This is a genomic window from Rheinheimera sp. NSM, from assembly GCF_052380015.1.
In the GTDB taxonomy this organism is placed as follows: Bacteria; Pseudomonadota; Gammaproteobacteria; order Enterobacterales; family Alteromonadaceae; genus Alishewanella.
The window spans coordinates 285336-307395 of sequence record NZ_JBQTCI010000002.1; the positions used below are offsets into that span (position 1 = coordinate 285336).

At 49.8% G+C, this 22060-nt stretch carries 24 protein-coding genes; 11 read left to right on the forward strand and 13 right to left on the reverse strand.

Annotated elements, in window-relative coordinates; translation table 11 throughout:
- Positions 1-51: 51 nt before the first annotated feature.
- Entirely contained in the window at positions 52-1716 is a 1665-nt protein-coding gene (asnB, locus tag ACTZWV_RS07125) for an asparagine synthase B (RefSeq protein WP_444785882.1), read from the reverse strand.
- 183 nt (positions 1717-1899) lie between these two features.
- Here asnB and ACTZWV_RS07130 point away from each other — a divergent pair, with 183 nt between their 5' ends.
- The 7 genes from ACTZWV_RS07130 (at position 1900) to ACTZWV_RS07160 (ending at position 7904) form a co-directional block, all read left to right on the forward strand.
- Complete coding sequence (locus ACTZWV_RS07130; protein ID WP_444785883.1) at positions 1900-2718, forward strand: DUF3025 domain-containing protein; 819 nt, start codon at positions 1900-1902, stop codon at positions 2716-2718.
- A 23-nt stretch (positions 2719-2741) separates the two neighbouring features.
- Positions 2742-3548, forward strand: coding sequence for an ATP-binding cassette domain-containing protein (locus tag ACTZWV_RS07135; RefSeq protein ID WP_444785884.1), 807 nt, complete (start codon positions 2742-2744; stop codon positions 3546-3548).
- On the forward strand, positions 3549-4751 hold the full coding sequence (locus ACTZWV_RS07140; protein ID WP_444785885.1) for an ABC transporter permease: 1203 nt from the start codon (positions 3549-3551) through the stop codon (positions 4749-4751).
- 138 nt (positions 4752-4889) lie between these two features.
- Positions 4890-5096: a bacterioferritin-associated ferredoxin gene (locus tag ACTZWV_RS07145; protein ID WP_305554527.1), complete on the forward strand. Its 207-nt coding sequence runs from the start codon at positions 4890-4892 to the stop codon at positions 5094-5096.
- Between the two features lie 135 nt (positions 5097-5231).
- A complete protein-coding gene (locus tag ACTZWV_RS07150; protein WP_444785886.1) occupies positions 5232-6122 on the forward strand; it encodes an aspartoacylase in 891 nt (296 codons plus the stop codon).
- A 199-nt stretch (positions 6123-6321) separates the two neighbouring features.
- On the forward strand, positions 6322-7029 hold the full coding sequence (locus tag ACTZWV_RS07155; protein WP_444785887.1) for a substrate-binding periplasmic protein: 708 nt from the start codon (positions 6322-6324) through the stop codon (positions 7027-7029).
- A 110-nt stretch (positions 7030-7139) separates the two neighbouring features.
- Positions 7140-7904, forward strand: coding sequence for a hypothetical protein (locus ACTZWV_RS07160; protein WP_444785888.1), 765 nt, complete (start codon positions 7140-7142; stop codon positions 7902-7904).
- 66 nt (positions 7905-7970) lie between these two features.
- On the opposite strand, the gene gloA is transcribed toward ACTZWV_RS07160, so the two are convergent.
- Positions 7971-8372, reverse strand: coding sequence for a lactoylglutathione lyase (gloA, locus tag ACTZWV_RS07165; RefSeq protein WP_444785889.1), 402 nt, complete (start codon positions 8370-8372; stop codon positions 7971-7973).
- Between the two features lie 348 nt (positions 8373-8720).
- On the opposite strand from gloA, the gene ACTZWV_RS07170 reads away from it, so the two are divergent.
- The 3 genes from ACTZWV_RS07170 (at position 8721) to ACTZWV_RS07180 (ending at position 10278) form a co-directional block, all read left to right on the forward strand.
- Positions 8721-9215 (forward strand): gamma-glutamylcyclotransferase family protein, encoded by a 495-nt coding sequence (locus tag ACTZWV_RS07170; protein ID WP_444785890.1) that lies wholly within the window; start codon positions 8721-8723, stop codon positions 9213-9215.
- Between the two features lie 93 nt (positions 9216-9308).
- Positions 9309-9917, forward strand: coding sequence for a hypothetical protein (locus tag ACTZWV_RS07175; protein ID WP_444785891.1), 609 nt, complete (start codon positions 9309-9311; stop codon positions 9915-9917).
- Between the two features lie 67 nt (positions 9918-9984).
- Positions 9985-10278 carry a hypothetical protein gene (locus tag ACTZWV_RS07180; RefSeq protein WP_444785892.1) on the forward strand — a complete coding sequence of 98 codons (294 nt, stop codon included), beginning with the start codon at positions 9985-9987 and terminating at the stop codon, positions 10276-10278.
- Between the two features lie 234 nt (positions 10279-10512).
- Here ACTZWV_RS07180 and ACTZWV_RS07185 read toward each other — a convergent pair whose 3' ends face one another.
- From ACTZWV_RS07185 to ACTZWV_RS07195, 3 genes are read right to left on the reverse strand one after another with little or no spacing between them, the layout of a single operon-like run.
- Positions 10513-11496, reverse strand: a complete 984-nt coding sequence (locus tag ACTZWV_RS07185) for a saccharopine dehydrogenase family protein (protein WP_444785893.1) — start codon at positions 11494-11496, stop codon at positions 10513-10515.
- Positions 11493-11906: a VOC family protein gene (locus tag ACTZWV_RS07190; RefSeq protein ID WP_444785894.1), complete on the reverse strand. Its 414-nt coding sequence runs from the start codon at positions 11904-11906 to the stop codon at positions 11493-11495. Before ACTZWV_RS07190 ends, ACTZWV_RS07185 begins: the two co-directional genes overlap by 4 nt.
- A gap of 41 nt (positions 11907-11947) precedes the next feature.
- A complete protein-coding gene (locus ACTZWV_RS07195; protein WP_444785895.1) occupies positions 11948-12691 on the reverse strand; it encodes an SDR family NAD(P)-dependent oxidoreductase in 744 nt (247 codons plus the stop codon).
- Positions 12692-12825: 134 nt separating this feature from the next.
- On the opposite strand from ACTZWV_RS07195, the gene ACTZWV_RS07200 reads away from it, so the two are divergent.
- A complete protein-coding gene (locus tag ACTZWV_RS07200; RefSeq protein WP_444785896.1) occupies positions 12826-13707 on the forward strand; it encodes an AraC family transcriptional regulator N-terminal domain-containing protein in 882 nt (293 codons plus the stop codon).
- Positions 13708-13719: 12 nt separating this feature from the next.
- Here the strand turns inward: ACTZWV_RS07200 and nth are convergent, their stop codons facing one another.
- The 8 genes from nth to ACTZWV_RS07240 all read right to left on the reverse strand — a co-directional run bounded on the left by nth (position 13720) and on the right by ACTZWV_RS07240 (position 22018).
- Positions 13720-14352, reverse strand: coding sequence for an endonuclease III (nth, locus tag ACTZWV_RS07205; protein ID WP_444785897.1), 633 nt, complete (start codon positions 14350-14352; stop codon positions 13720-13722).
- Between the two features lie 15 nt (positions 14353-14367).
- On the reverse strand, positions 14368-15063 hold the full coding sequence (locus ACTZWV_RS07210; RefSeq protein WP_444785898.1) for an electron transport complex subunit E: 696 nt from the start codon (positions 15061-15063) through the stop codon (positions 14368-14370).
- Positions 15064-15080: 17 nt separating this feature from the next.
- Positions 15081-15707, reverse strand: a complete 627-nt coding sequence (gene rsxG / locus ACTZWV_RS07215) for an electron transport complex subunit RsxG (RefSeq protein WP_444785899.1) — start codon at positions 15705-15707, stop codon at positions 15081-15083.
- Entirely contained in the window at positions 15704-16771 is a 1068-nt protein-coding gene (gene rsxD, locus ACTZWV_RS07220; protein ID WP_444785900.1) for an electron transport complex subunit RsxD, read from the reverse strand. The genes rsxG and rsxD overlap by 4 nt, the downstream gene beginning before the upstream one ends.
- Positions 16768-18840, reverse strand: coding sequence for an electron transport complex subunit RsxC (gene rsxC, locus ACTZWV_RS07225; RefSeq protein WP_444785901.1), 2073 nt, complete (start codon positions 18838-18840; stop codon positions 16768-16770). The genes rsxD and rsxC overlap by 4 nt, the downstream gene beginning before the upstream one ends.
- 4 nt (positions 18841-18844) lie before the next feature.
- Complete coding sequence (gene rsxB / locus ACTZWV_RS07230) at positions 18845-19396, reverse strand: electron transport complex subunit RsxB (protein ID WP_444785902.1); 552 nt, start codon at positions 19394-19396, stop codon at positions 18845-18847.
- Positions 19396-19977 carry an electron transport complex subunit RsxA gene (gene rsxA / locus ACTZWV_RS07235; RefSeq protein ID WP_305554582.1) on the reverse strand — a complete coding sequence of 194 codons (582 nt, stop codon included), beginning with the start codon at positions 19975-19977 and terminating at the stop codon, positions 19396-19398. Before rsxA ends, rsxB begins: the two co-directional genes overlap by 1 nt.
- Before the next feature lie 115 nt (positions 19978-20092).
- Positions 20093-22018, reverse strand: a complete 1926-nt coding sequence (locus tag ACTZWV_RS07240) for an EAL domain-containing protein (RefSeq protein ID WP_444785903.1) — start codon at positions 22016-22018, stop codon at positions 20093-20095.
- Between the last annotated feature and the right edge of the window lie 42 nt (positions 22019-22060).

Here is a 22060-nt window from a genome sequence, read left to right on the forward strand (position 1 = left end):
TCAGAAAAAAAAGGCCACGCAATTGCGTGGCCTTTTGTTTTGGCTTAGCGCTTAATACGCTTGGGTATGTACATCGCGTACGGCACGGCCGGAAGGGTCGGTCATTTGCGCCATTTTCGCATCCCAGGCCAGAGCCTCGGGCGTTGAGCAGGCTACAGACTTACCGCCCGGTACACAGGCAATAGCGCCGGCGTGCGGGAAGTGCTCTTCAAAGATCACGCGGTAGTAGTAGGCTTCTTTGCTGTCCGGCGTGTTCACCGGGAAGCGGAAGCTGGCGGTGGCCATTTGCTGATCGGTGACTTCTTTTTCGGCATGGGCTTTTAAGCTGTCAATCCAGCTGTAGCCAACACCGTCTGAGAACTGCTCTTTCTGCCGCCATAAAATTTCATCCGGCAGCAAGCCATCAAAGGCCTGACGCAGAATATGTTTTTCCATTTTGCCGCCACCACACATTTTTGCCTGTGGGTTTAAGCGCATGGCGACATCCATAAAGTCTTTATCCAGAAACGGCACGCGTGCTTCAATGCCCCAGGCCGACATGGCTTTGTTGGCACGGTTGCAGTCGAACATATGCAGCCGCTCCAGCTTGCGTAAGGTTTCTTCATGAAACTCTTTGGCGTTGGGGGCTTTATGGAAGTATAAATAGCCGCCAAACAGCTCATCTGAGCCTTCACCCGACAGCACCATTTTAATGCCGGTGGCTTTAATTTTACGTGCCATTAAATACATCGGCGTTGAGGCACGAATGGTCGTGACATCATAGGTTTCGAGGAAATACACCACGTCACGCAGCGCGTCCAGGCCTTCCTGCACGGTAAAATGCACCGTGTGATGCACAGTACCAATAGCATCGGCCACTTTTTGCGCGGCAATTAAATCCGGTGAGCCGGCCAGGCCGACAGCAAAAGAGTGCAGGCGTGGCCACCAGGCTTCAGACTCGTCGTTATCTTCAACCCGGCGTTTGGCAAATTGCTGCGCGATGGCCGAAATAAGTGACGAATCCAGCCCGCCGGACAACAATACGCCATAAGGCACGTCAGACATTAAATGGCTTTTTACGCTATGCTCCAACGCAGCTTTTAACTCAGTTAAACTGGCAGGGTTATCTTTTACTGCTTCATAGCTTTGCCAGTCACGCTGATAGTACTTACGCAGCTCGCCAATTTTACTGTCGAAATAGTGGCCCGGCGGAAACTCTTTAATTTGTTTACACACCGGTACCAGCGCTTTTAGCTCAGAGGCGACAAACAGCTGGCCGTGCTCGTCGTAACCGTAGTACAGCGGAATAATACCGATATGGTCGCGTGCAATCAGGTAACGGTTTTGCTCAGCATCATACAAAATAAAGGCAAACATGCCCTGTAGCTGATCAATAAACTCAGCACCATGCTCCAGATATAAGGGTAATATCACTTCACAGTCTGACTTGGTTTTGAATGGGTAAGGGCTTCCCAGCGCTTTTTCGAGCTGCTTATGATTGTAGATCTCACCATTCACTGCCAGAATGTGATTTCGATTATCATTAATCAGGGGCTGGGCGCCATTTTCAGTATCTACAATCGCCAGGCGCTCGTGCACTAAAATGGCATTGTCGTTATTCCACACACCGGACCAGTCCGGGCCACGATGACGTAATAACTTGGATAACTGTAGCGCCTGTTGGCGCAAGGCTTTAACATCAGTTTTGATGTCAAGCACCCCGAATATCGAACACATGATAACCTCTATTAAATTAATTCGAATAAACCCACCGGTTTAAACACATTGTTTGGCAGTATGTACGTCTAAACGCACCCCTTGAATGTGCCATGCCATGCTAAAATTGCAAGCGCTTTTTCGCGCTTTTTGTAAGTAATTCATGCTGAGGGTTTTCAGCTACAGCAACAGAAAAGACAGCTTATGCAAAAAACTGAAGTAAAAATCCGCTTTACACCACCGGCAGACTGGAACACAGCCTTGCTGCAAGGCAACCCGATATTTGCTGATTTATGTCAGCATTTCCGCTTTGACCAGTTAACACATTACCCCGATATTGGCTGGCTTAATCAGTGCCTGCCGCCGTCGGGCATAAGCTTTGTCGATAATGCCGCGCTGGAGCAAGATGGCCGCTATTACGAAGAATATATTTATGCAACCGGGCAAATTCCTACCCGCAAAGACAACTGGCACGACTTTTTTGGCGCCTTAATCTGGTGTTTATATCCTAAAACCAAGGCGCTGCTAAATCAGCTGCATATGGCCGAAATCGGCCGTTATGGCCTGAAACAGCGCAGTAAGCTGCGTAATAAGTTAACGCTGTTTGATGAGTGCGGTGTAGTGATTTGCCTTGAACCGGATAAACAGCAGCATGCGGCGTTACTGCGCACGCATCAGTGGCAGCAAAGCTTTGTACAGCAGCGCAGCGACTGGTGGCAGGGTGTGCGGCCGATGATTTTTGGCCATGCTATGTATGAAATGGCCACCGCGCCCTTTATTGGTTTAACGGCCAAAGCGTTATTTATTCATGTGCCGCACGGTTTCAGTCGCTGGCCTTTAACAGCTGCTTACAGTTTTGTGGATGCGAAATTACATGAACAAATTGCTAACGAGGCAGTACTTCTTGATAATCAACAGCTAACGCCTTTGCCGTTGCTGGGCGTGCCACGCTGGTATAACGATAATGAAACAGCGGGGTTTTACCACAATACTGACTATTTCCGGCCGCAGCGACAGCGCTAAGGCCCCGACAACAGGACAGTTGCATGATCAATATTCAGGATTTAGCCAAGGCGTTTGCGCTTGGTAAGAACAGCAAGTTATCCGATACCGAAAAACAAGATGTACGTTACAGCAAAGACGCGTTTCACTCAGTGCGTAATGTCAGTTTCAGCTGCAGCGCGGGTGAAGTGCTGGGGCTGCTGGGGCCAAACGGCGCCGGTAAAACTACTACTTTGCGTATGTTATCTACCGCCTTAAAACCCGACGCCGGCTCAGTGTTGCTCAATGGCGTGGATGTACTGCAGCAGCCGGTAAAAGCCCGGCAGCAAATTGGCTTTTTATCTGCCGACACCGGCTTGTACGGCAAGCTGACCGCGTTTGAAAATATTGCCTATTTTGGCCGTTTGCACGGCATGAAAGAGCAGGCATTAAAGCAGCGCATTGACGAGCTGTTCAGCTTACTGAACATGCATGATTTTGCTAATCGCCGCGCTGATAATATGTCGACAGGGATGAAGCAAAAAACCGCTATTGCCCGTGCCGTGGTGCACAGCCCGAAAGTGGTGATTCTGGATGAGCCGACGACCGGGCTGGATATTATGACAGTGCAAACCGTGCTGGATTTTATCAAAGGCTTAAAAGCCGCCGGTACGCCGGTGATCTTCTCTACTCACCACCTGGATGAAGTGGCGGCGTTGTGTGATCGGGTAGTGGTTATTGATAAAGGTATCAGCGCCTTCTCCGGCGATATTCAACAGTTTACAGCCTTAGCCGGCAACGGTGATTTACGCGAGGCGTTTTTGTCAGTATTGCAGGGTAGTGTCAGCACGCAACAGCAGGGAGCAGCATAAATGTGGCAAGTCTATCTGAAAGAACTTACTGAGTTAATGCGCGATAAAAAAACGCTGATTTTTGTTATTTTATTGCCGATTTTTATTTTTCCGGTGATCTTTGGCGTAATGGGGCTGGTGTTGTCCAGCACCACTAACACTGCCATGCAAGCTGAGCACCGCTACGTGATTGTTAACGCAGAGCAAGCGCCGCAGTTTGCTGACGCTTTGTTTTATCATAAAAACTTCAGGCAAATTAAAACGGACAAAACCGCTGAAGCAGATTTAGTCGCAGCTATCCGCAACGACGAGTTTGATGTGGCAATAGTGGTGCCGGCTGATTTCTCAGCCAAGCGCGCAGCAGTAGAGCAGGCGCAGTGGCAGATTATCTATAACCAGTCATCACAATTTGATTTTATGTACCGCTACTTTTCTGAGCTGCTGGCAGATTTCAACGAGCAGTTACAACGTGATACGTTGACGCAGCTGAACGTTGACCCGGGCAAACTGGCTGCCATTATAAAACCGGTAGAGGTACAGAAGGTTGATACCGCCGCCAAGCGGGAGAATATCGGTGAAAAATTCGGTGCTGTTATCGCCTATATTTTAATCCCGTTATGTTTGCTGGGCGCCTCTTATCCGGCAATTGATATGGGCGCCGGCGAGAAAGAGCGCGGTACGCTGGAAACGCTGTTAATTTGTCCTATCAGCCGTGTCAGCATAGTGCTGGGTAAATTTTTCACGGTGTTAACGACCGGGCTGGTAGGCGCGCTTATTACCGTGGCCAGCTTTGGCATCTGGGGCGCTATTATCGGCTCCTTTGCCGGCATGGCGGTGGTTCAGGAGGCCATGTCGGCCATTGCCATTACTGAGCTGATACTGATTTTCTCGCTGTTGCTGCCAATATCGGCGGTATTTGCCGCCTTGTTGCTGGCAATCTCTATCTACGCCCGTACTTTTAAAGAGGCGCAGAACTACATCAGCCCGCTGTCGATACTGATCTTTGTGCCGTTGGTTGCCGCTATGATGCCCGGGGTAGAGCTAAACAGTAAAACCGCATTAATGCCGATAATGAATGTGGCGCTGGCGATTAAAGAGCTGATTAAAGGCACCGCCGATTACGCCATGCTGGGGCTGATCTTTGGTTCGACGCTGTTGCTGGCGGCTGTTGCTATCGGTTTTTGTGTGCACTGGTTCCAACAGGAAAAAGTGCTGTTCCGTTAGTTAAACACAGTGCTTAGCAAAATAACAACGCCGGCTTTTGCCGGCGTTGTTATTACGACAGGTTCCATTTCACAAATACTATTGATAATAGTTCTTAATAATATTAAAATGGCGGCGTTCTGTTAGCGGAGTGCTGTTATGTACGTATGTTTATGCAAAGCTGTCACCGATAAAGCCATTAAACAAAAAGTGGCTGAAGGCGTATCCACCATGCGTGAACTGAAAATGTGCACCGGTGTGGGCAGCCAATGCGGTAAATGCACCTGCCAGGCGCAGCAAATTTTGCATAACGAACTGGTGCAATTATCGGCTAACAATCTGAACCTGGCGCAACCCGCCGCTTAAAATGCATTTATATGCTTATTTTTAGCATTTAAATTCTGTATCTATTCTTTTTCCATCCGCTACTGGTCATAATAACGCTCTTGAATTAGGCTAAGCTCAGGTTTGGCGCAACAACAGCGGTTTATGGACAAAACTATGGATAAAATTAAACAGGTCGCCATTGTTGGCGGCGTGCATGGTAATGAATTCTCGGGCATTTATTTAGTTAAGCAGTATCAGGCCCGGCCGCAGCTGGCCAGCCGTGCCGGCTTTAATACCGAACTGGTATGGGCCAATCCGGAGGCGCACTACGCCAACAAGCGCTATCTGCACAGTGATTTAAACCGCCAGTTTAAAAACATCGATCTGGCTAACCCGCAGCTGACCAACTACGAACAAAGCCGCGCTAAAGTATTAAATGCCCAACTGGGCCCCAAGGGCAATGCCAAAACCGATCTGCTGATAGATTTACACAACACCACCAGCAATATGGGCGCCTGCTTAATTCTGACTCAGGCCGGTGATTTCTATAATAAGCTGGCCGCGTACGTAAAAATGCTGATGCCGGAGGCTATTATCTCCCGCGATGAAGATCACTTTGCAGCAGAAGAGCATGCACTAATGTGTACCCTGGGCCGCTATGGTGTACTGGTCGAGGTTGGCCCGCAGCCGCAATCGGTGCTGCGCCAGGATGTGCTGGATCTGATGCATTGCATGACGCAGCATATTCTCGACTTTGTTGAGTTGTACAATAACGATAAGCTACCAACCTTACCCAAGCAGACTGAAGCCTTTCGCTATTTGCACAGCATTAAACTGCCGGTGAATGACAAAGGCGAGCGCTTGGGCATGGTGCATAAAAATGTGCAGGACAGAGACTATCAGCCGATTAATCCCGGCGACCCAATCTTTACCTTATTTGACGGTACAGAAATTTGTTACGACGGTGATAGCACGGTATATCCGACCTTTATCAACGAAGCGGCTTATTACGACAATAATCTGGCGATGTCACTGAATGAGAAGGTTGTTATTACGCTGGAATAACCGCTTTTAGTACCGGCCGCTAAGTTGTTGTTTTAGTTTTCTTTTAGCAACAGCTGTGTTATTAAACTGTTATTGGAATTCAATACTGTTTGAGCAGTGGTGCAAGATGAAGTCTGAATGCCGGCTTTTTTCAATATGTTACAAATGGTTGTTGGGGCTGTTATTTTCAGGCTACTGCGTTGCCCAGCAACCGCTTCATTTGCTGACTGAACACAACCCGCCAGGAGAGTATCTGAATGCGCAGGGCGAAGTAGCCGGTGTCACCGCGGAGCTGATCCGTATCTTACAACAGCGGCTGAATGAGCCCGGTACTATGCAATTGATGCCATGGGGCAGGGCGCTCAATATCGCCAGAAGCGCAGAAAATACTGCGCTGTTTGAAACAGTACGCACAGCTGAGCGTGAACCATGGTTTAAATGGGTTGGGCCGCTGAAGCATTATCAAATTTCGCTGTATGGCTTAAAAGAGCGTATTGGTGATGCTCCGGAGTTAAACGCATTACCACGGCATTATACCGCTTGTAACTATCGTAATTCTGCCACAGTGGATGAGCTGAAACGTTTGGGGTTTAGTGAGGGTGAAAACCTGATCTTAACCAGTCGCTCCGGAGACTGCCTGGAGATGTTGCTGTTGGGCCGTGCCGATTTAACCGTAGTGAGTGAACCGTCTTTACCATCGTTTACAGCTAATGTTGAGCGAAGTGGTAGCCAGTTGGTGTTAGTAAAATACTTAACTGAGCGCAAACGCTATCTGGCGTTTTCCCGCGATATTGCCGATCAGCGTATTGCCCGCTGGCAGCAGGCATTAGAGCAAAGTTACCGCGATGGCACTATGCGCAAGCTATATCAGCCGGTTTATGCCGAAGCCATTATTCAGCGGCTGGAGGATTTTGCTGCACAGCAGTAAAGTAGCAACTATAAAAGCTACCGGCAAATCTGGATGTTTTAACAGTTATCGACATACTTAGTATTTACCACTACCTGCCCTGAGAAGCCGAAATGTCTTTCATTGAAGCATTGAAAAATATCGGCGTACCTGTAGTTACTGCAGGCACTGCTGCTATGGTCGCGATACTTAATTTTCAGATGTCGGCGCAGGATGCGGCAATGAACGAGAAGTTACAACATTTTGAAACTGTGCTCAAAGAGGCTCAGGAGCAACGTCAGGAAAGGGAAAGTCAGCAGAGTTTCAGCTTCAGAATTTACGATATCGTTGTTAAATCTATTGAAGAGGATGATCCGAGAAAGCAGGAAGTTGCGACTGCCTTCGTTGTCGTTATGGTGGAGGAACCCTTGCGTACGTCTTTACTCAACGTGTTAAAGCAAGGCGGAACCGCAAAAGTTAAGCAGGAAGTAGGGCAAATATTGGCGGCTGAACAACGTTTTGTCAGCAAAACAAGCAGTGTTGAACCTGTAAAAGTTCGTGCAGAAAAGTCGTCTTATCCCTGGGAGCAATGGGATATAGATTTGTTTTGGTGTAGTACGTCCGGTGAGCAAGCTAAGATTGATGCCGGACTTATTGCTGAGCAACTCTTGGCGGAAGGTGCCGGCGGCCGGATCCGGATCCGCGAGTTGCCGGAATCTATAAACGCTAAGTCCGGCTATCAAATTGACGGTTACGCCATCAGATACAGCAGTGATGAACTGCAGGTAGCCAAAGCACTACAACATTTGTCTGACAACGTATTAAGCTCCCGGCAAGCAAAAGGACGATTTGATATCAGCCTTACAACACAGAAAACGCCCTGGTATCTGAGCGTGTTTTTATGCCCGGTGCAATAAAAGTTGCCGTTTTCCGACGGCTGGCTGTGAAATAAAGGCAGTGCCTTAAGCAGCTCAGCATCAGTGTTACAGCGTATCGTAACTGGCCTTTTTCTGAATCAACTCTATGGCGTAGTTGTCCGGGTCGCGTACAAAGGCAATTTCCGTAGTACCGCCTTTTACCGGGCCGGGTTCACGGCTGATTACGCCACCTTTAGCACGGATTTTATCGCAGGCCTCGTACACGTTTTCCACTTCCAACGCGATATGGCCATAAGCATTGCCTAAATCGTAGCTGTCGGTATCCCAGTTCCAGGTCAGTTCCAGCACGGTGTTTTTACTCTCATCACCATAGCCGACAAAGGCCAGCGTATATTTATACTCAGTGTTTTCTGACTGGCGCAGCAGTTTCATGCCCAGCACTTCGGTATAAAAGGCGATGGATTTATCCAGGTTACCCACGCGCAGCATGGTATGTAGCATTCTCATACAAACTCCTAATCGGTTTGGTGTTTAAACTCGCAGTGCAGGGGGCAATGGTAACATATTCTGCTGCCCGGGAAGGATAGCTGAGTACCAAAAGCAGATATTCGTGCCGGTATTTAACTTCTGAAAATCGCTGTATTTGTATGCATATAATGCACAAGCCCGGTTCGTACTTTATCAGGCGGGTTAACCCGTATTTGTCGCCGGCGCACATACCAGCTGTACCTGTAAGTTGTTGTAAGTTTTAAAGAAGCGGTGTAATGTTCTGTACATTAAATTTACAAAGACAGGCTAACCCGTGTTTAAAAGCTGGTCGACCCGCCGAATAAGCGTTAACTGTACGGAGGCAGCGTGAAGTATTTCGCCTATGGATCAAATATGTCACTCCCAAGACTGAAGAAAAGGGTCCCAAGTGCTGAGCGAATAGGGGTGTTCACGCTTGTCGAGCATTCTCTCCGTTTTCACAAGGTGAGCAAAAAAGATGGTTCTGGAAAGTGCGATGCGATGTTTACCGGTAATTTCGAGGACTATGTAATTGGCGCACTTTTCGAAATTTCAGATAGCGAGAAAGGCGCACTCGACAAGGCTGAGGGACTGGGCTCCGGCTATGAGGAAAAGCGGATTACGATAAGTGATGCCCAAGGGAACACCCATGAAGCTGTTACATACTATGCAACGAAAACAGATCCTTCCTTACTGCCTTACTCTTGGTATTTAAATCACGTTATATATGGTGCGAAAGAAACGGGAGTTCCATCTGACTACCTAGATACCGTGTCAGCCACCAAAAGCCGAGAAGATCCCGACAAAGAGAGAGATGAAAGAGAGCGTGCAATATACAGTTAACAAACGCAGGTACAGCGACGATTTTTTCGTTGCGGCTTCGCCTTCACTACAAAGCCGCGCGTGCTGCGGGCGTTATGTTTACAGGAGTAATTTTTGAATCTTTGCGTAACAATTAGCGAAATTAATTGGTCGCTTACTAAAGATGTCATTTCAATTATTGGTACTTTAGGCGCATTGATTATTGGCGGGCTGGGTTTATTCACTTGGAGTCGGCAGCTCAAAGGCACAAGTGAATACGAATTAGCTAAAAAGGCTATTCTCGTTACTTATGAGGTTCAACAAGCCCTTCAGTCAGTCAGAAATCCAATGATTTATCTGAGTAAAGAGGAAGTAGAAGCAGGGCGTCGGCTACAAGAAGAACAACGGATTTACGAAGAGCGCTTGAGTGATCTGTATAAAAAATGGGCTGAGCTACAAACGATTCGTCTTGAAACTAAAGTTATCTGGTCTGAGCAAGCTCATAACGTTTTCAATGGGCTTCAAGAGCGAATTGGTGACGTAAGAGGTGCTATATGGCTACATTTCTGGATGAAAGGTGCCTACGCTGGTCCTGGTACTACTGTCGACAACAACCGTCAGCGCGTTATAGAAAACGACAAAATAGTATACTTCTCGTCAGAGAACGATGATTTTAGTCAGAAAATAGCTGAGTCGGTCAGAAGTGTAGAAAACTTTTTTAGCCCAAAAGTTAGACGAAAATAAACATAACAAGCAAAGGCAGCCGACGCGCACCGCGTAGCTGCTTTGAGCGTTGCAAAAGGATTTGTGAATGTTTAATGCTCTGCAAAAGAGAAAGGTAGAACTTTTCGCAATTCTGTATGTTGTTGCGCTTTTCTGTCCTTTTCTGCTGAAGTCATTCAGCCAAGAGTGGGCAGCGTTTGGTGGCACAGTAATTTGGCTGGTGGCCTCTACAGGGTACTTTTTTGCCTATCTCCGCGTCGTGTCCGGGCTCCCCAAAGCAGACAGGTATTTTGTTACCTGGAGCATTTCAACGTACTTTCCGCAGATACTATTTAAAGCGGCACTGTTTTTTGCAATAGTTATGCTTTGGTTACTGAGTTAGGTTGTTTATAAAGCGATTTTCGGCTAATAAACGAATTAAGTTAGCTTCCATTGGTCGCCGGACTCCGCTTATCAAAGCGCTAATATTGTTTGAGGTTAAATCACGGTCAGTATTTATGGGATTGGCAGGCCCGAGTAGTTAAAAACTATTTGCAGGTCAAAGTAAGAAGAGCCAACTGTAAATGGCTCTTCTCTTTGTCAGACATTCCGCTTTTTATGCGGTATCGCTGGGGCCTCAGCAGGTTGTGATAGTGGTATCTGCAATTGAACTGGCAAACTGGTTGCCAAATAACCCTGCAGGCGTTTGAAAGCCGGCGCGAAGCTCACCGTTTAATACCCGCCGTGCGGCTTCTACTGCCGCCAGCGGCGTAAAGGTATAACCATTGACCGTATCAAGTACTGCGCGGCTAACCCAGCCTTGCTGATCAGTAATATAAACGGCGGCCTGATAACGATTCGCTGCACGCTCTGCTGCATCAGGGCCGTCCGCAAGAGCCTGTAGATCGCCTTGCGGAAAAGCATTACCGGATACATGCACAAAGGTTTCAATATCCGGAATGTGGTTGGCGTGCCAGATGCTGATCAGATCAGGCAACGTAACCGCAAAGCAGGAAACATCACCCTTGCCAAAGTCAAACAGTCTCGTCTTGCCGCTATCTTGTGCCTGAAGCCGGCCATTACGACGACACAGGGTTTCGCTGCTCAGGTTCTCGCTGGCACTGATCGCCGAGCCCCGCGACATCGATCCACTAACATGCAGCGCAATCGCCACTTTACGCGGCTGTACCACCTGCTCAGCAGCATAACCGGCTAAACACCCCAACATGGCAACACTGCCGCCACTGCCGGGAAGCAACATCACGCCAGCCACTTTAGCTGCAGTATCAAGCTGCTCAGCCAACTGGTAGCTATCCAGCTCAGCCGCCATATCCAGATAGTGACAGCCGGTGCCAATCGCGGCCTGCATTAAAACTTTTGCTGTACGATGATAAGGCCCTGCGCAATTAAGAATAACGCTGACGCCAGCCAGTGCTTGCTGAACTGCTGCCTCATCATCAAGTGAAAATACCCGCGATGGGATCTCCAGCTCTGTCGCCAGTGCGGTTATTTTTGCTTCATCACGCCCTGCGGCAATAACATTCAGTCCTGCTGCCTTGGCATATTCTGTTGCCATGCGGCCGGTATAGCCGCTTGCACCGTATATCAGTAGTGTATTCATTCTTTGTGCTGCCAGTTTTTATAAACAAATTCCAGGCTATAACCGTCCGGGTCGAGTATATTTGCTGCGTAATAGTTTGGGTCGTAGTGTAAACGTGCGCCCGGCGCACCACCTGCAGTATCATGGTCCGTAGTGCCATGCGCGATTGCTGCATCATAGGCCGCATGAACTTCAGCTTTGTTGTGAGCGATAAAACCCAGATGCACAGCTTCGGCATGAGGTACGCCTTGTCTGAGCCAGAAAAACATCCGGCCGTTCGCGCCAAAACCTTTTAGGTCAGGGTGACCTGCAGGCCCGTCTTTGCCGTCATAATCGTGACGAGCCAGGATCCCAAGATGTGGTAGTACGGCTTCGTAAAAAGCTACCGAGCGGCCGATATCACTTACCGTCAGAAATACATGGTCCAGCATAAATACCTCTTAGAATTCACAGAAACTAAACAAGAGCGGTTTTAAATCAGGTAACCGCCAGCCACTTCAATGTTTTGCGCATTCACCCAACGGTTGTCATCACCTAATAAACCGGCAATCACACTGCCAACTTCTTCGGGTTCGCCAACCCGACTCAGCGCGGTCATTGACGAGAGCAGGGCTGCAAACTCATCATTCAGACCACCGCCTAATTCAGTACGGATAGGGCCCGGAGAAATGGAGTTTGCCCGAATCTGTCGCGCCCCGAATTCTTTCGCCATATAGCGGGTTAACACTTCAAGCCCGCCTTTAAAGGCGGCATAAGGTGCCACACCAGCAAAAGCACAACGTGTGGTTGCACTGGTCAAATTGACGATATGGCCACCATCCGCCATCAGGGGCAACAACCTTTGGGTAAGAAAAAATGGTCCTTTGAGGTGGACATTAAAAAGGCCATCGAATTCAGCTTCGGTGACAGTTTCAATCGGGTTAAACAAACCGTAACCTGCGTTATTAACCAGATAATCAAATCTTGTTCTTTGCCACTGCTGTTGTAACGCTGATAGTGCCGCCTCTTTGAATGCCCCAAATGATGAACTGTCCGCCACGTCAAGTTTCAGTGCGACCACTTTGCCACCTTGTTGCTCAATCGTCTGAACAACTTGCTCTGCGGCCTGTGGGCTGTTGTGGTAAGTAACAATAACGCCCATACCACGTTTTGCACAGGCGATTGCCGTTGCTGCACCTATACCGCGACTACTACCTGTGATGATCACTATTTTCATGCTGCTCTCCTGTTAATTGGCAGAAGTCATCATGGCCTGTAAATAAAAATGCCGCGCTCACAATACTCTCTGAAACTTGCCTGTTTCTGCTTTTGGCTTGCATCACTACTTTGAGTGTGACAAAGTCCAAACCTATGAACATGATCCTGAATGAACTGCGGCAGCTGGCTGCCAGAGCAGAAAACAAAAGAACAGAAACCGGTATTCCCCGCGTGGCTATGGTGCAGGGCCGCATACCTGAACATCAGTTGGCCGCAGTGTATGAGCCAATGCTGAACCTTATTCTGACTGGCAGTAAAACCATGTCGGTGGGGGAGCAGACCTATCATTATGATCCAGCAACATATTTTGTCATGTCGGTCGACTTACCTGCTGTTGGGCAAGTTTATCCTTCTGCAGAAGGTGAACCTTATCTTGCTGTCAGCCTGACACTTGAACCCAAGGTGGTAGCGACGTTGATCGCAGACTTGCCTAAACCTGCCGCAGGTGCTCTTTACAGCTCAGGTTTTTCTGTCGCTCCTGTTACTGATGAGTTGTTAGATGCCTGGCATAGAATGTTAGGTTTAATGGATAAGCCAGATGAAATCGCAGCCTTGTCACCTGTGTATGAGCGAGAGATTTTATTCAGAGTATTACAAGGTCCGCTGGGCTGGATGCTGCGTGATATAGCCACACCCGATGCCACACTTGCTCGTGTTGGTGTGGCGGTCAACTGGTTGCGGACGAACTTTCACAAATCGGTGCGGATCGAAGAGTTGGCACAGATGGCTGCCCTTAGTGTCTCAGCCTTTCACCGGCATTTTAAAGCCGTCACAGCCTTGAGTCCGTTGCAGTTTCAAAAACGCATACGACTGCTGAATGCCCGCTACTCTTTGCTAGCTGGTGAGGGAAACATTACGTCAGTCGCCTTTGGGGTCGGTTACGAAAGCCCGGCTCAATTCAGCCGCGAATACGCCAGCTTTTTTGGTGCACCACCTTCTAAAGACATTGCAGGGCTCAGACTCAGAGCGTTCTAAACAGTTATTTGACTATTCAGTCTTCTCTTTAAACTCACACAAATCCTCAATAATACAGCTGCCACAGCGCGGTTTGCGCGCTACGCAGGTGTAGCGGCCGTGCAGGATCAGCCAGTGGTGCACATCGAGTTTAAACTCGTTGGGCACCACTTTCAGCAATTTGTGTTCGACCTCGTCGACATTTTTACCCGGTGCCAGCTTAGTGCGGTTAGATACGCGAAAAATATGCGTGTCTACCGCTATAGTAGGCCAGCGAAAAGCGGTGTTTAACACCACATTGGCGGTTTTGCGGCCCACACCCGGCAGGGCTTCGAGTGCTTCGCGGTTTTCCGGTACTTCACCATTATGCAGCTCTACCAGCATGCGGCAGGTTTTAACTACGTTTTCAGCTTTGGTATTAAACAGGCCAATGGTTTTAATATAGTGCTTTACGCCATCGACGCCCAAATCCAGCATCGCTTGTGGTGTGCGCGCCACCGGAAACAAATGCTTAGTGGCTTTGTTTACACCGACATCGGTGGCCTGGGCTGATAACAGCACGGCGATTAACAGCTCAAACGGCGAGCTGTATTCCAGCTCTGTAGTGGGCTGCGGGTTAGCTGCACGCAGCCGGCTTAGCATCTCGATACGTTTTTGTTTATTCATTACTTATCCGGCAGTTTATTGGGCCGCACCGGTAACCCGGGCGCGGGCGATACTGCCTTTTTCAATGGTCTGTTTTTGTTTAAGTTTGTTGTCTATCACGTTTTTCAGTGCGATTAATAGCCCCATGCCAATAAAGGCTCCCGGCGGCAACATCGCCAATAAGAAGTGGCTGTCTACGCTAAATAACTCAATGCGCAGCGCTTTGGCCCAATCGCCCAGCAGTAAATCGGCACCGTCAAACAAGGTGCCCTGGCCGAGTATTTCCCGCATAGCGCCAAGCACCAGCAACACCAGCATAAAACCCAGGCCCATCATAATGGCGTCGATGGCTGAGGGCAGCACCGGGTTTTTTGAGGCAAAAGCTTCGGCGCGGCCGATAATGGCGCAGTTGGTTACGATAAGTGGAATAAAGATACCCAGTGACAGATACAGATCATAGGTATAAGCGTTCATCAACAGCTGTACCACCGTCACCAGGGTGGCGATGATTAACACAAACACCGGAATCCGGATTTCACTGGCAACATGGTTACGCACCAAAGATACCGCGATATTGGAGCCAAGCAGCACCATTAAGGTGGCAACGCCAAGCCCCAGTGCATTGGTAACCGTGGCGGTAACCGCCAACAACGGGCACAGGCCGAGCAATTGTACCAGGCCCGGGTTGTTTTTCCACAGCCCCTGCAGGGTTAAGTCTTTAAATTGGCTCATCAGTGTGTTGTACCTTATTAATCCGTGCAGTTGGCGGGCATAGTGGCCAGCTGCGGATGTTGCTGCACATACAGCACGGCATTACGCACGGCATTAACTACCGCGCGCGGCGTAATAGTAGCACCGGTAAACTGGTCAAAATCGCCGCCATCTTTGCGTACCGCCCATTTACCGGCATTGTCATCAGTTACTACTTTGCCGCTAAAGCTGAAAATCCACGGCGAGCGGCGCGCTTCAATTTTATCGCCCAGGCCCGGTGTCTCCTTGTGTTCCAGCACGCGGCTACCCAACACAGTGCCATCGGGGGTAAGGGCAACAATTAAATCAATATTGCCGCTGTAGCCATCCGGTGCCGTGGTTTCAATAATATAGGCACTAAGCTCGCCATCCTGACGCCAGCGATACAAGGTCTGGGCACCGGCTTTACCGAGCAACTGCTCATCTGTTACCTGCAGGCAATCCTGCAACAATGATTGGCCGGCATCCACCCCGGGTAACACTTCAGATAAAATCGTCAGTTTGGCGGCCAGCCGCTGTTCGCTGATCCGCGGTGCGGTTTGCTGATTAACCAAGCTAAGTATGGCAACACAGACTGCTGCTGCAGCACCCAGTGCCAGGGCGTTTCTACTGATAGCACGGATCATTTCAGTTCGCTCCGGGGGCGGTGGCCATAAGTTCGCGGTCTGGTGTAGTAGTCAATCAGTGGTACCGCCATATTGGCCAGCAAGATGGCAAAGGCATAAGCGTCAGGGTAGCCACCAAAATTACGGATTAAAAACACCAGCAAGCCAATCAGCGCGCCGTAGCATAACCGGCCTTTATCCGTGGTAGAGGCGGATACCGGGTCGGTAGCAATAAAAAATGCTGCCAGCATAGTGCCGCCGCTAAACAAATGAAACAGCGGGCCGGCCAGGCTGTCAGGTGCCGCCAGTGCGGCAATAGCCGATAACACAAACAAGCTGCCGAGCACGGCAACCGGAATACGCCAGCTGATAATTTTTTGCTGGATAAGCAGCAAACCGCCGGCCAGATAGGCCAGATTAAGCCATAACCAGCCGGCGCCGGCAAAGGCAAAAAATACCGGGCTTTGCAGGCTCTCTTCCAGCGTTAAACCGCGGCTTAAACCGGTGCGCAGCGTGTCCAGTGGTGTGGCCATGGTCACACCATCAATACTGCTCTGCAGCTGGGTTAGGCTAAAGCCGCTGCAGCTGTATTGGCTGAACACCGCGCATACGGCATCCCATGGTGCTAACTCAATGCTTTGCAATGATAGTGGCGGTAGCCATTGTGTCATTTGCAGTGGAAATGACACCAGTAACAATACATAAGCAGCCATAGCCGGGTTAAACAGGTTTTGGCCCAGGCCACCGTACAACTGCTTTACCATAATAATGGCAAAGGCGGTACCGATAACAATGAGCCACCAGGGCGCATAGGGCGGAATAGCAATGGCCAACAGCACTGCAGTTAGCAAGGCACTGTGATCTTTTAACCGTGGCAACACGGCTTTACCACGTAGCTTCAGCACCAGGGCTTCGCTGCACCAGGCGGTAAGAATGGCCAGCGCCAATTGCAGCAGTACGCCATAACCAAACAATACCGCTTGCAGCGCTATACCTGGCAGACAGGCAAGGACGACCATACGCATGATCTGCGCCGTGCTGCGCTGATTATGCTGGTGTGGTGAGCTGGCAATTTTAAAACTCATGAGTTCTCGCTATCGGCTTGTTTACGCGCTTTGGCCCGTGCAATAGCCGCCGCTATGGCGGCTTTACGTGGATCGGCTGCGGCTTCAGTGGTTTGCTCAGCCGTTGTTGCAACCGGGGTTTCCTGCTCAGTGGCAGCGCTTTGCGGCTGTTGTTTGGCTTTGGCACGGGCTATGGCAGCGGCAATAGCGGCTTTGCGCGGATCGACCGCCGCCGGCGTTGCGGATGCTGCGCTGTTGTCTGTGGCTTGCGCTGTGTCAGTGGGTGCTGTGTCGGCTTGTTTTGCGTCAGCTGGTTCTGAGCCAGTTTGTTCTGATAAAGGCGCAGCCTGTTGCTGTGCTTTTTTGGCTTTAGCGCGCGCTAAAGCTGCAGCAACCGCAGCTGCCTTACTGTCGCCGGCGGCCGCACTATCAGTGCCGGCAGTGTCCGCGGAGGCTGTTTCAGCCTGTGCCTTTTGCTGTTGATACTCGCGGGCCTGCTGTTTTTTCTGCTCGCGTTCGGCCTGAATATCTGCTGCAGATGGCTGCTCAGCGGCGGCGCTTTGTGCTTGTTTGGCTTTGATCCGCGCTAATGCCTCAGCAACAGCGTTGTTGCTACCGCTTTGTTGCTGTTGCTGCTGTCTGGCGGCTGCCAGTTGTTGGTTGCGTTCCTGCCGTTGTTGTTTTTCCAGCTCCAGCCTGGCATTTCGTGCTTCAAACCGGGCTTTGGCTTGCTCGGCCTTTAGCGCTTCGTGCTGTTGTTCGCGGATCTCGGCTTTGGCGACGCGGTAATACTGCACCAGCGGAATTTCACTCGGGCATACATAAGCGCAGGCACCGCATTCAATGCAGTCTGCCAGATTGTATTGTTTTAACTTATCGCTGTCTTTGGCCTTGCTGTACCACAGCAGTTGTTGTGGTAATAAACTGGCCGGGCAGGCATCGGCACAGGCGCTGCAGCGGATACAGTCCATTTCCTGCTGTGCTGCCGGTAGCTCTGCCGCAGTCGGTGCTAAAATGCAGTTAGTGGTTTTAACTACCGGTACGCTCAAATCAGGCAGGGTAAAGCCCATCATAGGCCCGCCCATAATCACTCTTTGCTGCGGTTCGGCGGCAAAGCCGCAGGCATCCAATAAGGCCGATACCGGCGTGCCCAACAGTGCCAGCACATTCTGCGGTTGGCTTAAGGTATCGCCGGCAACGGTAACAATGCGTGAGATCAACGGGTGATCGTCCAGCACGGCCTGGGCCACGGCAAAGGCGGTACCAACGTTTTGCATCACAATACCAATATCGATCGGCCGACGGCCATTGGGCACTTCTTTATTGGTCAGCAGCTGAATAAGCTGTTTTTCACCGCCGGACGGGTATTTGGTGGGCACTGCCCGGACATAATAATGTTCACGCTGGCTGCAGGCTGCCTGCATGGCTGCACAGGCTATGGGTTTGTCATCCTCAATGCCGATTAATACCGCTTTAGGCTCCAGCAAATGACACAGAATATCAATGCCTTTGACGATGGTGGTGGCTGCCTCCTGCATCAGCAAATCGTCGGCGCTGATATAAGGCTCGCACTCTACGGCATTGATAATCAGATAGTCGACCGGTTGCGAGATGCCGGCTTTTAAATGGGTGGGAAAGCCTGCGCCACCCATGCCGGCGATGCCGCTGTCCTGAATGCGGCTAAGCAGTGCCATTTTGTCGACGTTGACCAGGTTTAACGGCTCACGCGCGCGCCATTCGTCCAGACCATCCGGCGCCAACACCAGGGTTAGCTCGGGCAGGGCAGACGGGTGCGGGCTGGTATGCGGCGCAATACTCAGTACAGTGCCGGAGGTGGGCGCATGTACCGGCACGGCCATCGAATTATCGGCGCTGGTTAGCGGCTGGCCTTTAAGCACGCGGTCGCCGACACGCACCAGTATTTGCCCGGCAACACCAATATGTTGGCGCAGCGGCAGGTAAAGCCGGTCCGGTATCGGCATTACGGCAATCGGTTTTTGGCTGGTTTGCTCTTTACGCGTGGGCGGGTGAATACCACCGTGAAAGTCCCATACCTTGCCGGCCTGAATTTGCGAAAATAATCCCGGCATTATCTTACTCCACCATCTTTACAGGTATGGCGGCCAAATCCCACTTCCAGCGCTCTGGTGTGGCGGCCAGCGGCACCATATCAATACAATCTACCGGGCAGGGCTCAACGCATAAATCACAGCCGGTGCATTCATCAACCAATACCGTATGCATTAATTTAGACGCGCCAACAATGGCATCGACCGGGCAGGCCTGAATGCACTTGGTACAGCCAATGCATTCATCTTCACGAATATAGGCCACCCGTTTTACGTTCTCAGTCTGGGCTTCGTTCAGCGGGGTTGCTTCAACTCCCATTAAATCGGCCAGTTTGCGAATCGTGCTTTCACCACCGGGCGGACATTTATTAATATCATCGCCGTTGGCGATAGCTTCAGCATAAGGCCGGCAGCCCGGGTAGCCGCACTGGCCGCATTGGGTTTGCGGCAATATATCGTCAATTTGCTCTACCAGCGGGTCGCTTTCTACTTTAAAGCGAATGGCAGCAAAACCCAGTACCGCACCGAAGATCAGCGCCAGGCTACCTATAGCAATAAGGGCAGTCATCAGTGTCATCAGGCTTTCACCAGCCCGGTAAAGCCCATAAAGGCCAGCGACATTAAACCGGCGGTAATCATCGCAATGGCCGCGCCTTTAAATGGCAGGGGCACATCGGCGGCGGCTAAGCGCTCGCGCATGGCTGCAAATAAAATTAACACCAGCGAGAAACCCACGGCGGCGCCAAAGCCATAAACTACTGAATTGACAAAGTTATGCCGCTCGTTAACGTTCAGTAAGGCCACTCCCAGCACGGCGCAATTGGTGGTGATCAGCGGTAAGAAAATACCCAGTAAACGATACAGCGTAGGGCTGGTTTTATGCACCACCATTTCGGTGAACTGCACCACCACAGCAATCACCAGAATAAAGCTCAGCGTGCGTAAATAGAGTAAATCCAGCGGGGCTAACAGATAATGATCGACCAGATAACTGCACAAGGATGCCAGTGTTAAGACAAAGGTTGTCGCCAGTGACATACCAATGGCGGTTTCCAGCTTGCCTGATACACCCATAAAAGGGCAGAGGCCAAGAAACTTTACCAACACAAAGTTATTCACCAGTACGGTACTGATTAACAACAGCAGAAATTCAGTCATCGTATCGCTCAGGGAAAATGAAGGGCTATATTATGCAATTAAGCCGGTTGTGACACAACCGGATAAAGAGTATGGCTATAGCAACCGCCGCTTTAATGCACGGCGGTGCCGCTGGTTAAATGGGTGCCGGTTTGCCGACGTAGTAACCCTGGTTGCCGTCAATAAATAACGACTCCAGCATATGTTTCTCTTCCTGGGTTTCCACGCTCTCAGCAAATACGCCTACGCCAATACGGTGCGCCAGGTCTATCATAAGCCGCATAAAGTACTGGTTATTTTTATCTTCGTTAATGTGCCGCGTATAGCTGCCGTCCATTTTGACAAAGTCCGGTTTTAAGTCGCGGAAAAACTTAAACGAGGTAATACCGACACCGAATTTTTCCACCGTAATGCGGGCGCCGGCGCGGTGTACCATATCAATAAAGCGTTTACTGGTTTTCAGGTTTTGTTGTAAGCCAAATTCTGTCACTTCAAAAATTAACTTGGCGGCAATATGGGCATCTTTTAACAGCCGGCGTTCTAACCAAATAATAAACTGGTCGTCATGCACGCAGCGGGCTGACAGGTTCAGGCCAAAATATTGGTCCTGTAAGTTTTTGTTTTTAATCGTGGTGAGTGCAGTTTCGATAATTAAGCGGTCAACCGCGACAATACGATCCAGCTTTTCCGCCATTGCCAGAAAAGAGGCGGTAGGCAGGATCTGGCCTTCCTGGGTTTTAAACCGCACCAGAATTTCGGAATAGGCTTTGGCAGAGCGGTTAGATGGCTGAATAAGCTGCACTAACAGGCTGATACGATGGTTAGTTAGCACATCGTCTATCACATTACGCCAGTTTTGATTGCCATAGCTGCCATTGGCCATGTCCAACCCGGCCGATTCTTTTTGTAAATGCCAGGCATTGGCTTGCTTGGTTTGCGCCAGGCTGATGGAGGTATCGGCAACAGCCAGTAATTCTCCCAGCGCTTTACCGGATTCATAGGTTACCAGCCCGGTGTAGGCCACCGAGTCCAGCTCGGATGTTTTCTGGTATTCGTTAAAACGGCTTTGCAATTGCAGAGCAAAGTTTTCAGCTTCTTTTGGTGTCACCCGCGGCAGTAAAATGCCGAAGTCTGAACTGTTCAGCCGGTAAATGCGGTAGTCTTTATAAGTACCGGCCAGTTTTTTCACTATTTCAGCCACGTCACGCACATAGTTGTCACCTTCCTGATAGCCACGGGTTTGGTTCAGGCTTTGCAACTCAGTGCAGCGGGTGATAGCAAAAACGCCGAAGTCGTTCTGTTCGTTCTGGCGGATATTTTCTTCGTAGTGCTGCACAAAGCGATTACGGTTGGGTAAGTCGGTAACCGAATCTTTATAGGCTTCTTCGGCAATTTGATGGGCATTAGAGGCCATCTGGTTATATTGGCTGCGGGTATAGTTGGCCAGTTTTTGCAAGGCGGTATTAATATCAGAAAACTCAGGCGGAATTTTCTGCCAGTCCGGTTCGGCTTTTTGCGGATCGGTAATAAAGCGGTCGATCAGTTCGTTTACTGCGGCAGTAGTGCGGCGGTAACTGCGGTTAATACTGCTTTTGCTCAGCACGATTGGCAGCCAGCCAATCACAAAAGGCAGCAAAAACAGCACTAATAACATCAGTTGGAACTGCTGCAGGCGCTCGGTAAAATCCAGTTGATAACTTACCTGAATATTCTGCTCCTGGTTGCGGATGGTGTGGGGCTTAAACTCGCTGCCAAACCATTGCAGCAGAGTAATGGCCAACGGCGCTTTATTACCGTTCAGGTTTTGCTCGTGTAATATAGTGTTGTCTAACTGACTTACGCGCAGGCTTTTCAGCGCAAAGCTGCGATCCAGCTGCCGGCTTAAAATTTTGCCATCACCGGTAATATGATGACTGAGGATTTGTTCAATCGCCTTAGCGGCATTTTGTTGACTGCTGAGCAGTTGTTGCTGGGTGTAAACTACCATTATTACCAACGCTACCATGGCAAGTATAAAGGCAGACAGCAATTGGCTGATAAGCAGAGTTCGGAATATTCTCATAAGCAGTGACCACCAGATATAACCAGTTTCCTTGTCCTAACG

Coding starts and splice junctions, on each gene's coding strand:
- ACTZWV_RS07200 (WP_444785896.1), top strand. CDS start 12,826: ATGAACATGATCCTGAATGAACTGCGGCAGCTGGCTGCCAGAGCAGAA.
- ACTZWV_RS07130 (WP_444785883.1), top strand. CDS start 1,900: ATGCAAAAAACTGAAGTAAAAATCCGCTTTACACCACCGGCAGACTGG.
- asnB (WP_444785882.1), bottom strand. CDS start 1,716: ATGTGTTCGATATTCGGGGTGCTTGACATCAAAACTGATGTTAAAGCC.
- rsxG (WP_444785899.1), bottom strand. CDS start 15,707: ATGATCCGTGCTATCAGTAGAAACGCCCTGGCACTGGGTGCTGCAGCA.
- ACTZWV_RS07135 (WP_444785884.1), top strand. CDS start 2,742: ATGATCAATATTCAGGATTTAGCCAAGGCGTTTGCGCTTGGTAAGAAC.
- ACTZWV_RS07240 (WP_444785903.1), bottom strand. CDS start 22,018: ATGAGAATATTCCGAACTCTGCTTATCAGCCAATTGCTGTCTGCCTTT.
- ACTZWV_RS07180 (WP_444785892.1), top strand. CDS start 9,985: ATGTTTAATGCTCTGCAAAAGAGAAAGGTAGAACTTTTCGCAATTCTG.
- ACTZWV_RS07210 (WP_444785898.1), bottom strand. CDS start 15,063: ATGAGCCAATTTAAAGACTTAACCCTGCAGGGGCTGTGGAAAAACAAC.
- gloA (WP_444785889.1), bottom strand. CDS start 8,372: ATGAGAATGCTACATACCATGCTGCGCGTGGGTAACCTGGATAAATCC.
- rsxA (WP_305554582.1), bottom strand. CDS start 19,977: ATGACTGAATTTCTGCTGTTGTTAATCAGTACCGTACTGGTGAATAAC.
- ACTZWV_RS07185 (WP_444785893.1), bottom strand. CDS start 11,496: ATGAATACACTACTGATATACGGTGCAAGCGGCTATACCGGCCGCATG.
- ACTZWV_RS07140 (WP_444785885.1), top strand. CDS start 3,549: ATGTGGCAAGTCTATCTGAAAGAACTTACTGAGTTAATGCGCGATAAA.
- ACTZWV_RS07150 (WP_444785886.1), top strand. CDS start 5,232: ATGGATAAAATTAAACAGGTCGCCATTGTTGGCGGCGTGCATGGTAAT.
- rsxC (WP_444785901.1), bottom strand. CDS start 18,840: ATGCCGGGATTATTTTCGCAAATTCAGGCCGGCAAGGTATGGGACTTT.
- ACTZWV_RS07195 (WP_444785895.1), bottom strand. CDS start 12,691: ATGAAAATAGTGATCATCACAGGTAGTAGTCGCGGTATAGGTGCAGCA.
- rsxD (WP_444785900.1), bottom strand. CDS start 16,771: ATGAGTTTTAAAATTGCCAGCTCACCACACCAGCATAATCAGCGCAGC.
- ACTZWV_RS07190 (WP_444785894.1), bottom strand. CDS start 11,906: ATGCTGGACCATGTATTTCTGACGGTAAGTGATATCGGCCGCTCGGTA.
- rsxB (WP_444785902.1), bottom strand. CDS start 19,396: ATGACACTGATGACTGCCCTTATTGCTATAGGTAGCCTGGCGCTGATC.
- nth (WP_444785897.1), bottom strand. CDS start 14,352: ATGAATAAACAAAAACGTATCGAGATGCTAAGCCGGCTGCGTGCAGCT.
- ACTZWV_RS07145 (WP_305554527.1), top strand. CDS start 4,890: ATGTACGTATGTTTATGCAAAGCTGTCACCGATAAAGCCATTAAACAA.